The following is a 9,565-nucleotide window of genomic DNA, read 5'->3' as shown; positions in this document are numbered from 1 at the left end:
TCCATGCGCATTCGAGCAGTACACGTGGACGAACTGCCCCTGTTGCAGGACATCGAGCAGGCTGCCGACGCGAGCTTTCGCGACGTCGGCATGCCGGAGATTGCCACCGGAAACGTTCTTCCACTCATCGAGCTGGGAGCCTCCCCCTGAGTGGTGGACACGCTGATACTGGATCTGCTTGATCCGGAGGAAGCGAGAAGACCGCCGATGGCGATGAAGGACTACTCGGACGAGTTCAAGGCCGATGCCGTGGCCTTGTACGAGTCCACACCCGGGGCAACGTACAAGAGCATCGCCGCTGACCTGGGCATCAACAGGAACACACTGCGGAATTGGGTGCTGCGGGACCGCGCACGCCGCGGCTCCGGTCCGGCCACAGCCCGGGACGCCAGGACTGCGGCCCGTCCCGCGCAGCTGGTGCCGTCCGCGGAACCGGACGAGCGGGGTGCGTTGGGCGTTGCTGGTGAAGACCTTCCGGTACGCCCATTCGGTCTGCATGGTTCGGTTGAAGCGTTCGACCTTCCCGTTGGTCCACGGGCAGTGCGGGCGGGTGAACTTCTGCTGTGCGCCGAGTGATTGGCAGACGGCCTGGAAGTCGTGTGACTGCCGGTAGTTCTTGGCGTTGTCGGTCATGACCCGCTCGATGCGGGTGATGCCGTGGGCGTGGAAGAACGCGGCCATGCGGGTGAGGAAGTTCGCGCAGACCGCCGCGGCAGGGATCTTTCCGAGCTTCTTGACGTCGAGGTGGATCATGCCGCCGAGCCGGTTGTGTTCGTAAGCGGTAGAGGAGGTGGAGGCTGCCAGTGTGACCCAGTCCTTGATTTCGCGGAACAACTGCTTGACGGGGACTGCAGGGTCTTCCGCACGGCACCGGCGAAGGTGTTTCCGGTGGGGCCGACCAGGGCGGGCCGGTAGCGGGGGATCGCAACGTTGAATTGCTGTGAAGCCCTGTGCTCATGCACCGACCGACCGCACCGCGATCATCGGATCAAGACTTCCGTTTGACCAGACAAGCCCGTTGATCGGTAAGCGGATGACTTCTAAGAGTTACCGGTAATAGCTACTCTGAAGCGTTTGAGTATCCCGCTAAGTATTTATCACTCACGGGACTCTAGTCGAGCCTCCTCACCAAGAGCACCCATCCGCTCGCGTTATGTATAACACCCGCGAAGCTTTGACGCATTTGCATGCATTGGGGCAGCCGCTTGTGATCCCCGGAGTGTCGGCCTCATTAAGATCAATAAAAAAATCCGTGCAGGCAACTTGCGCCGAGCCGTAATCCTCCCTCATTGTCATTCCTGGCATGGCCGCATCCGCCTCACGGGACTAAGCGGAACAGTCACCAAAGATCAATCAACAGTGACCTGAGGCATGCCTTAACTCTTCTCGACTCTGGTGAATGTGGCTAGTTGTCCGTGCGAGCGGATTTCCTCCACGGTTTGATTATCCATTTCATTAAAAGGTGCAGTGCTCGCTGGTGCGGCGGGAAAGGTAAGTCATTCTGTCGTCGAATGCATTCAGTGCTGCAAAGTTTCAGAAGGGTTTCAAGTTCCCAGATCTCTCAGGGAGAATAATATGAAGAGCGCTCGACGTGCAGCGGTCTGGATCGGCGCCGTCGCCTTATCGGTAACCGCATCACTGGCATCAACTGCGGCAACATCGGCCGCAGCGATCAACTCCTCACGCGATCCAGTTATCTTTATCCATGGATATACGGGTTCCGCATGGAACTGGAGCCTAATGATCGATGATTTTGAAACTGCGGGATATCCATCCAGCATGCTCTATAACTTCACCTACGACTGGAAGCAGTCAAATGTCATCACAGCAAGCCAGTTGGCGTCACTAGTTGACGCGGTCCGCACCCGGACAGGCCACTCGAAAGTGGACATTGTGAGTCATTCTATGGGAGGTCTCAGTTCGCGGTGGTATCTCAAGTTCATGAACGGGACGTCATATGTTGACGACTGGGTCTCTCTCGGAGGGCCGAATCACGGAACAAACCTCGCCCAGGCTTGTTCAGTTCTGCACACCTCCTGCACGGAAATGCGATCAACGGATTCGTTCCTGACTATACTTAATTCAGGAGATGAGACGCCCGGAAATGTAAACTATGGTACGTTCTGGTCATCGTGTGATGAGATTGTCAATCCAGACTCCAGTACTCTACTCTCAGGAGCAAGTAACGTCTCCGTTGGCTGTGTTGAACATGGATGGCTCATGTTCAGCTCCAGAGTCTCCGACCTTGTGAGGCGATTTGTGAGCTGACAATAGATGGCGCCTTGAGGGGGCGATCGCAAGCCCGCCAACATTCCGGTGGCGGTGGCAACTGTGAAGATACCGAGCGCCGTCGCACTCTTCCTGAAGTGTCTCGCGGCTGTGCTTGCCGGTCTTCAGGTAGGTACGGTGGCGGACGGTCTGGATGGCTTGCGGTGTGGCGAGAAGCCGAGGTCGTCGACGGTCAGGACCTGCACGATGCGGGTCTCCTTGCGCGGCCATGCCCTTCGCTGCGATCGCAGAACTTCGCGGTCACGCCTTTCCAGCAGTGTGTGCAGTCGCTTGTATAGACCGGCTTGCTCCTTCTTCACGCACAGCACGTAGCGCCTTTTGTCCTCGACGAGGAAGCGGGCGTGGCCGTGCGCTGGACGTCGTGCTGACGCCGGTATCCGGGACGGCGGGACAGGCGGCGGTACGACTGGAGTCCACGCCCGGGAACCCACGAGTACCGCCAATCCCTCCCGCCATCAGGTGGAGTCAGAACCGTCGAGCCACTCTCGCTCAGGGGGAGAGGACGTCAAACCACTGCGCGGGACGTATTGCGTTCGAGGGTTGTCTAACCTCGGGCAACAACTGGCACTCAACAACCAAGATCAGCTGCTAAATTGACACACCCGTTCGTGGAGTGGTGTTTGGGTAGACCCGGCGGGCGCGGTTGCGGGCATGCATGGGACTCAGGAACCACAACAGGACGAACCAGGCTAGGGCTCCGGCACTTCCGGTGAGGGCCAAGGTGGTTCCGAGTGCGAGGTCTAGGATCAGCATCAGTGCCGAGCTGATCGCCAGGGCGAGGAACGTCAAGCCCGCGACCAGGTAGCGGTGGGCGGCGGCGACGAGTTCGCGCTTGACGCGGTGGCCCCACATGAAGCGGTGCACCGCGGCCGGTGCTAGGAGCGTGCCGGCCGCGCCGATCGAGCATGCCAGCGAGGCGCAGTAGACGGCACGCTGTAAGCCGGTGCTCCCGGTGAAGGCCGGTGTGACGCCGAGAGAGAGCAGCGAAGCGAAGAGGATGTTGATCCCGCATTGGGCAATGCGCACCTCTTGGAGGATCTCGGCGTAGGCCCGGTCCAGTCGCTGTACCGGAGACTCGCCATGCTTTGGCCCGGCCGCCCGCGTCGGGGGAAGCTGTCGTATCGCGGGATCGCCGGTGATCGGCTTTTCCCAGTCCTGGTGCGGGGATGTTGCGACAGCGTCCCATCCTTCCCTGTGGTTGCTGGGTGCGCGGCTCTGTATATCCTGCATGCGATGGGCCTTCCTGCTCCGATGTTGCTACGTAACACGGGCTCAACGGGGCCTGGTGGTGTGCCCTCAGCCGAGTCTCTTGTTCGGGGGCGGCCGAGGCCCGCACCTGGGAGCCGCGACTTCTTCGCGGCCAGCGCGGGGGACGCTGGTGCGGACCTCGGTGAGTACAACGTACGCAGCACGTCGCACTGCGGCACTGGTCATGCGCACAGTGTGACGTGTTGCCGGTTGTGCAGTCGCTGTTCTTATTCCGTTCGGTCAGTGTTGTGGTTTCCGCTGCCCGGGTCGGCATTTGTCCCTGGAGATGGCTGAGAAGTGCGGCGGTGGTATTGCGTTGTTCACGCGCCTGACATCTTTCGCTACTGTCGCGGCCTATGCCTACTGATTCGAACACGATCCTCACGGCCGTAGCTCTACGTGTTCTGGAGCAGGTCCCGGATCTCGCCCGGCGGGTTGTCGGCCTGATTGTGGCTCAAGAGCCGACCTACCAGGCTAGGGGATCCGTTCCGGTGGGGATGCTCACCGAGTCGGTGGAGAACAACGTCACGATGATCATCGAGACGCTGGCCGGCGTAGAGCGACCTGGAGAAGAAGAACTGGCAGTGGCACGCACCACCGGGCGCCGCCGGGCGCAGCAGGGTGTTCCGCTGGAGGCTGTGTTGCGAGCCTATCGGCTGGCCACAGAGCTGTTACTCAACACGCTGCTGGCAGAAGTCAGGGGCAGGCCGTATGAGGAGTTGGCGGCGTTTCTCGAGGTGACCAGCGCCGTCTCGAAGGTGATGGACCGCCATTCAGAAGCAGTGGTGGACGGTTATCGGAAGGCTGAAGCCGAACTGCAGCGGCGGGACGCCCAGCGGCACCAGGCGACATTCGATGCCCTACTGGAGGGCCGAGCAGGGGGCACTCGCGATGCGGGGGAGGCGCTGGCCACGCTTGGCCTTCCAACTTACGGCCCGTACGTGATCGTGGTGGCCGCCTTCGACATCGCCGCACAGCACACGTTCAGTGCCGCGCAGGACGCTTGCGCGGCCTACTCCTATGCGGCGGCTTGGCGCATACGCGGGGACCGTGCGATAGGGCTGGTGGCGCTCGGCCATTCCACAGTGCCCCGGCTGATGGGAATTCTGAACCGGAATCCGTCCGGCGCCATGGGGATCTCCGACCCCTTCGAGGCCACGCACGAGTTGCCTGAGGCATATCAGTCGGCCGAGATCGCCCTGCAGACGGTGGCCGGGGGTGCAGCAGAGGTGGTATGGATCGCTGAACGGCTTCCCGAGGCACTCGTAGCCTCCAACCCTGGACTGGCGAACCGGCTGGCCCGGCACGCTTTCGGCCCAGTCCTCGATCTGCCGACCGCAGAACGGGACTTACTGCTGCAGACGCTGTCCCTATGGTACGAGAACGGCCGCTCCGCGGCGCGCGCCGCCAAGCGGCTCTACTGCCACCGCAACACCATCCTCAACCGACTGCGGCGCATCGAGAACCTCAGCGGTCGGTCGCTGGAAGACCACCAGTTCCTGCTCGCTTGCTATCTCGGACTGCTGGCGCTGCGCCTGTTGCCTGCAGTGCATTCCGCCGGACAACCGGAGATGTGAAGGCCGATGGATTCGGGCGAGGGTGGGTGTGAGAGACAGCGCACTGCACAATCCGGGACGGTAGAGACTTCACCGGGTGCCCCCCACCTGTCGGTCTAAAACTGACGTTCACCGTTGACCACCTATCTGGGCGATGGCCTCGGTCTCGATCAGTTCCTGCAGCAGGCGTTCGGTGACTTCGCGGACGAGTTCAAGACCATCCGCTGAACGTAGTGACTCAAGCAGGCGAAGTAGGTCATGCTGGGACAAGGCCACCGTGTGCTCCTTGGATTGAACTGGCCGTTCACCAAGGACAGTTGCACGGTGGCCTGCCCAGCTCTGAGGGAGCATTCACCGGCAGCCGAAGCACGAGAGGGATCAGAAACAGCGCACTTTCCCGCCAAGATCCCCTACCCCACATGGCGGCAACACCATCGCTTTTGGAGGATGGCGTTGCTGTCAAGGGGCCCACCCGTCGGGGATCACTTCGGTGTGGATGGTGTATTTCTGGGCTGCGCGTGGGTGGCGGTTCCGGTTGAAGGGGTACTTGCTGTACCTCTTCAGCATCCGTGATTTCACCCGCCACCGGCGTTGCTGCGGGATCAGGTTCGCCAGGGCGGCGCGGCCGATCGAGCCGACCAGTGATACCGGCTCGGTCGCGATGATGCCGTTGCTGGTGACGATCTGGTCGGCGGCAGCCTGTAGCAGGACAGTGAAGCCCACCTGCTGTGGCGACAGGTGAGGGTGTGCGGTGGTGAGGTCGCCGGCCATCCGGATCAGGGCCTGGAGGCGGTCAGCAGGGCATAGATCTCCTGCTCAAGGCCGGGGACCGTCCGTGAGCGCAGGACGCGTCCGTCGAGGATGGTGGACTTCAGGGAGAAGTAGCAGGTCTCCGCCTGCCACCGCCGGTGGTAGAGCTCGATGAGTTCCGTGGCCGGGGGTGTTCGGCGTCCAGGAGCGTGGTGAGCAGGCGCCACAGCTCGGTGCGCCGGGTCCCGTCGGCGAGGGTGACGGTCACCCATGCTTCGATCACCCGCATCTCCAGGCGCTGTCCGTAGCCACGGCCTGCCCGGTAGTTATTGGACTGGATGAAGGTCCGGTAGGAGCCGTCGGACAGCGGGTGACGGATGGTCGGGCGTCGCTTGCGGGTGGAACGCAGCAGGAAAACCGCACCGTTGTCGGAGACCGCGGTAAGGAAGCCGACCGCGTCGTATTAGCCTCGCCGTTTCACTTGGGTACGGCTGGCTTTGGGGCGGAAACGCGAAAGTGCCTTCCTGACCTGGGACGATGAACCTTGCTGAGGGGTTCTGTCGGTCCAGGCGGAGGGCACTTTCTACGTGCAGGGTATCGGGTTGCGTCCCAAGGTCCATGTCAGCGCCGATGGTTCGGGGGTGGTCGGGCATGCCGGGGCACGGTTGCTGACGGACCTCGCCGATGCCACCGGGCTGACCGCCGCGTACTCCGCCGCTCTCAGGCCGCTTCGGCCACGGGGGACCGGGCATGATCCGGGCCGGGTCGCCACCGACCTGGCGGTGATGCTCGCCGACGGTGGTGAGGCGATCGCGGATCTGGCAGTGCTGCGGGACCAGGCAGGGGTGTTCGGCCCGGTCGCCTCCACACCCACCGCCTGGCGGTTGCTCGCCGACACCGACGAGGCCGCACTCGCCTCACTGCGAGCGGCCCGCGCTTCAGCCCGGGAAGTCGCCTGGATGCAGGCCGCCGAGACCGGCGAGGGCATACCCGCTGCTCGGGCCGGCGGACGAGAACTCCCCGGCCTGGTTCTGGACCTCGACGCCACGCTGGTGACCTGCCACTCCGAGAAAGAGCAGGCCGCACCCACCTACAAGGGCGGCTTCGGCTTCCATCCGCTGCTGTGTTTCCTCGCGAACACCGGCGAGGCCGTGTCGGGGCGGCTGCGGCCCGGCAACTCCGGAGCCAACACCGCCGCCGATCACATTGCGGTGCTCGGCCAGGCGCTCGCGCAGATCCCCGACGCTCACCGGCACGGCACCGACATCCTCATCCGCGCCGACAGTGCCGGATCCGCGAAAGCCTTCCTCACCCACATCCGCGACCTGCGGAAATGAGGAATCCGTACCTTCTTCTCCGTCGGATACGCCATCACCGAGCCCGTCCGCCGCGCGATCCGCTCGGTGCCCGACCGCCTCTGGCATCCCGCCCTGGACCAGGACGGGACGCTGCGTGACGGCGCCGAGGTCGCCGAGCTGACCGGCATGGTCGATCTGGACGGCTACCCGGCCGGCACCCGCATCATCGTGCGCCGCGAGCGGCCGCACGCCGGAGCCCAGCTGTCCCTGTTCGACCAGGACGAGGGCCTGCGCCACCAGGCGTTCCTCACCGATGCCCCGTACTCCGGTGGCGGCTCCGCCCAGTTCCTGGAGGTCCGCCACCGCGGGCACGCAAGCGTCGAGGACCATATCCGGTGCGGCAAGACCACCGGCTTCGGCCGCTTCCCCTCCCGCGACTTCGGCGTCAACGCCGTCTGGCTCGAACTCAGCCTCACAGCGATCGACCTGCTGGCCTGGACGCGTCTCCCGCTGCTGGACGCGGAGCTGGCCACTGCCGAGCCGAAGAAGCTCCGCTACCGACTGCTGCACGTCGCCGCCCGCCTCACCCGCGGCGGCCGACGCCTGCGCCTGCGGATATCGGCGACCTGGCCCTGGAGAAACGAACTGGCTGCAGCCTTCCATCGCCTCGCCGCACTGCCTCGCCCCGCCGGCTGACCAGCAAACCCCTGACCGCCCACGACCAGAAGGACCCTGGAGAACCCGACCACCGCGCCGGGTCTCCGCCATGTCTGGACACCGAAATCGCTTCGGCCACGCGACAGTTACCCCTCAACGACGCCTCATCGCCCCAACCGAAACGGCGAGGTTAGGCATCGGCCAGCAGCATCGAGGCGTCCAGACGGCCCAACAGGCGGTGGGCGTAGGAGATTTCCCCGATCCGGTCCGGGCCGAAGACTGCGTCGAGAAGGGCCACCAGGCGCACGATCGGGTAGCCGAACTCGCGCACACGGCCGATGTGCTTGGGATAGCGCCAGGTCACCGCCGCCTCGTCGGGGGCGTTCAGCGTGGTGCCGTTGATGGCGACCACGCGCCGCCCGCGGTAGAAGGCGCAGGACTGGACCGGGGTGGCCACCGGTCCTGCCAAAACTGTGAACAGGGCACGCAGCGGAGCGACGCCCAGCCTGCGACGGGCAGGGGACAGGGACGAAGCACACGACTGTGCCACAGCGGTGTGGCCGAGGCCCGCAGTGAGCTTGCCCCAGACCGCCTGGTAGGAGGACCGCTCGAAGAAGGCCAGCGCGAGGACGAAGTACACCACAACACGCGCCGGAAGCAGACGCAGCCGCTGCTCCCGTGCCGCCGTCTCCTCGACGACCGCATCGACGAGGGCGGGATCGATGATTTGGGTCAGCTTACCGGCGTGAGCGGGCGCGTACACGTCCGGATCTGCCGCTGTGCATCGGACGCTGGCAGACTTCGATGCTCAAGCGGCTGACCGAGGCGGGACTTCTGAAGTCCCGTGGACGGCAGCGGACCGACGCGACGTATGTGCTGGCCGCGGTGCGGCGGCTCAGCCGCCTGGAGCTGGCCGGGGAGAGCCTGCGGGCGGCCCTGGACGAGTTTACGGAGATCGCGCCGGAGTGGCTGCAGCCGTTGATCGAACCCGAGCGGGACAAGCGGTACGGACGGAGGATCGAGATCAGGAAGGTGGCCGGTGGGCCGGAGGCCGTGATCGCGCGGGCGGAGACTTTCGGACGGGACGGGCAGAAGGTGCTGGCCGCCCTATGGTCTCCCGACACGTCTGGCCAGCTGCGGGCTCTTCCCCCATGCGGAAATCCCGCGACAGGTGTGGGTTCACCGCTACTACTGCGACGAGGAAGGACAGCTCCGCTGGCGTGACGGGCACGGACTGCCGCCGGCGAGCCTGTGTTTCGACTCCCCCGTACGACACCGATGCGCACGACCGCACCAAGAACGGCACCGAATGGAGCGGGTACCGCGTGCACTACACCGAGACCTGCGAGGAACAACGGCCCGAGATCGTAGTGCACGTCGCCTGCACGATCGCCCCGGTCCAGGACGACCTGGCCCGGACAGCCCTGGTCCCGGCCGAGCACCCTCTACCGCACCCGAACTGAACGGCAACGTCAACCCCGCTGCCACCGCCCCAAGATCAGACCTGACCCCCAACACAAACGACTGCATTCTCGTACGGTCACTTTCGGTTGGTGGCTGACGTGGTGTCCCCGCTTCGGTCAGCCGCTCCACCCTGCTGCGACTGGTCCGGGCACTGCCCGACCCGCAGATATCCACACCCCGGGTGCTGGGCGTCGACGACTTCGCCCTACGCAAGGGGCACGTCTACGGCACGATCCTGATCGACGTGGAGACCCGCCGACCAGTGGACGTACTCCCGGACCGTGAAGCGGCCACTTTGACCCG

General features: G+C 64.3%; 8 protein-coding genes and 5 pseudogenes. 7 read left to right on the top strand and 6 right to left on the bottom strand.

Annotation, left to right across the window (positions count from 1 at the left end; genetic code table 11):
- Positions 1 to 207: 207 nt before the first annotated feature.
- Positions 208 to 411 (top strand): annotated as a pseudogene (locus ACWCQK_RS41345) (transposase); the annotation flags it as partial.
- A 33-nt stretch (positions 412 to 444) separates the two neighbouring features.
- Here the strand turns inward: ACWCQK_RS41345 and ACWCQK_RS41340 are convergent.
- Positions 445 to 699 (bottom strand): annotated as a pseudogene (locus ACWCQK_RS41340) (integrase core domain-containing protein); the annotation flags it as partial.
- 876 nt (positions 700 to 1,575) lie between these two features.
- On the opposite strand from ACWCQK_RS41340, the gene ACWCQK_RS41335 reads away from it, so the two are divergent.
- A complete protein-coding gene (locus ACWCQK_RS41335) occupies positions 1,576 to 2,268 on the top strand; it encodes an esterase/lipase family protein (protein WP_451164327.1) in 693 nt (230 codons plus the stop codon).
- A 609-nt stretch (positions 2,269 to 2,877) separates the two neighbouring features.
- Here the strand turns inward: ACWCQK_RS41335 and ACWCQK_RS41330 are convergent.
- On the bottom strand, positions 2,878 to 3,519 hold the full coding sequence (locus ACWCQK_RS41330; protein WP_451164325.1) for a DUF6328 family protein: 642 nt from the start codon (positions 3,517 to 3,519) through the stop codon (positions 2,878 to 2,880).
- Between the two features lie 374 nt (positions 3,520 to 3,893).
- On the opposite strand from ACWCQK_RS41330, the gene ACWCQK_RS41325 reads away from it, so the two are divergent.
- Entirely contained in the window at positions 3,894 to 5,114 is a 1,221-nt protein-coding gene (locus tag ACWCQK_RS41325) for a PucR family transcriptional regulator (protein ID WP_451164323.1), read from the top strand.
- 114 nt (positions 5,115 to 5,228) lie between these two features.
- On the opposite strand, the pseudogene ACWCQK_RS41320 reads toward ACWCQK_RS41325, so the two are convergent.
- The 3 genes and pseudogenes from ACWCQK_RS41320 to ACWCQK_RS41310 form a co-directional block, all read right to left on the bottom strand.
- Positions 5,229 to 5,369: pseudogene (locus tag ACWCQK_RS41320) on the bottom strand (IS256 family transposase); the annotation flags it as partial.
- Between the two features lie 183 nt (positions 5,370 to 5,552).
- Positions 5,553 to 5,864, bottom strand: a complete 312-nt coding sequence (locus tag ACWCQK_RS41315) for a hypothetical protein (RefSeq protein ID WP_451164321.1) — start codon at positions 5,862 to 5,864, stop codon at positions 5,553 to 5,555.
- 5 nt (positions 5,865 to 5,869) lie between these two features.
- The gene (locus tag ACWCQK_RS41310) at positions 5,870 to 6,070 is read right to left on the bottom strand and encodes a transposase (protein WP_451164319.1); all 201 of its coding nucleotides are present in this window, start codon (positions 6,068 to 6,070) and stop codon (positions 5,870 to 5,872) included.
- Between the two features lie 330 nt (positions 6,071 to 6,400).
- Between ACWCQK_RS41310 and ACWCQK_RS41305 the strand changes: the two are divergent.
- Positions 6,401 to 7,837 (top strand): annotated as a pseudogene (locus tag ACWCQK_RS41305) (IS1380 family transposase).
- Positions 7,838 to 7,988: 151 nt separating this feature from the next.
- Here the strand turns inward: ACWCQK_RS41305 and ACWCQK_RS41300 are convergent.
- Positions 7,989 to 8,561: a transposase domain-containing protein gene (locus ACWCQK_RS41300; RefSeq protein WP_451164317.1), complete on the bottom strand. Its 573-nt coding sequence runs from the start codon at positions 8,559 to 8,561 to the stop codon at positions 7,989 to 7,991.
- Between the two features lie 41 nt (positions 8,562 to 8,602).
- Here ACWCQK_RS41300 and ACWCQK_RS41295 point away from each other — a divergent pair, with 41 nt between their 5' ends.
- From ACWCQK_RS41295 to ACWCQK_RS41285, 3 genes and pseudogenes are all read left to right on the top strand, one after another.
- The gene (locus ACWCQK_RS41295; RefSeq protein WP_451164315.1) at positions 8,603 to 9,022 is read left to right on the top strand and encodes a hypothetical protein; all 420 of its coding nucleotides are present in this window, start codon (positions 8,603 to 8,605) and stop codon (positions 9,020 to 9,022) included.
- Complete coding sequence (locus ACWCQK_RS41290; protein WP_451164313.1) at positions 9,019 to 9,261, top strand: hypothetical protein; 243 nt, start codon at positions 9,019 to 9,021, stop codon at positions 9,259 to 9,261. The genes ACWCQK_RS41295 and ACWCQK_RS41290 overlap by 4 nt, the downstream gene beginning before the upstream one ends.
- Before the next feature lie 101 nt (positions 9,262 to 9,362).
- Positions 9,363 to 9,565: pseudogene (locus tag ACWCQK_RS41285) on the top strand (transposase); the annotation flags it as partial.

The sequence above is a fragment of the Streptomyces sp. NPDC002306 genome (assembly GCF_053593435.1).
This window is presented reverse-complemented; position numbering and strand designations above follow the sequence as displayed.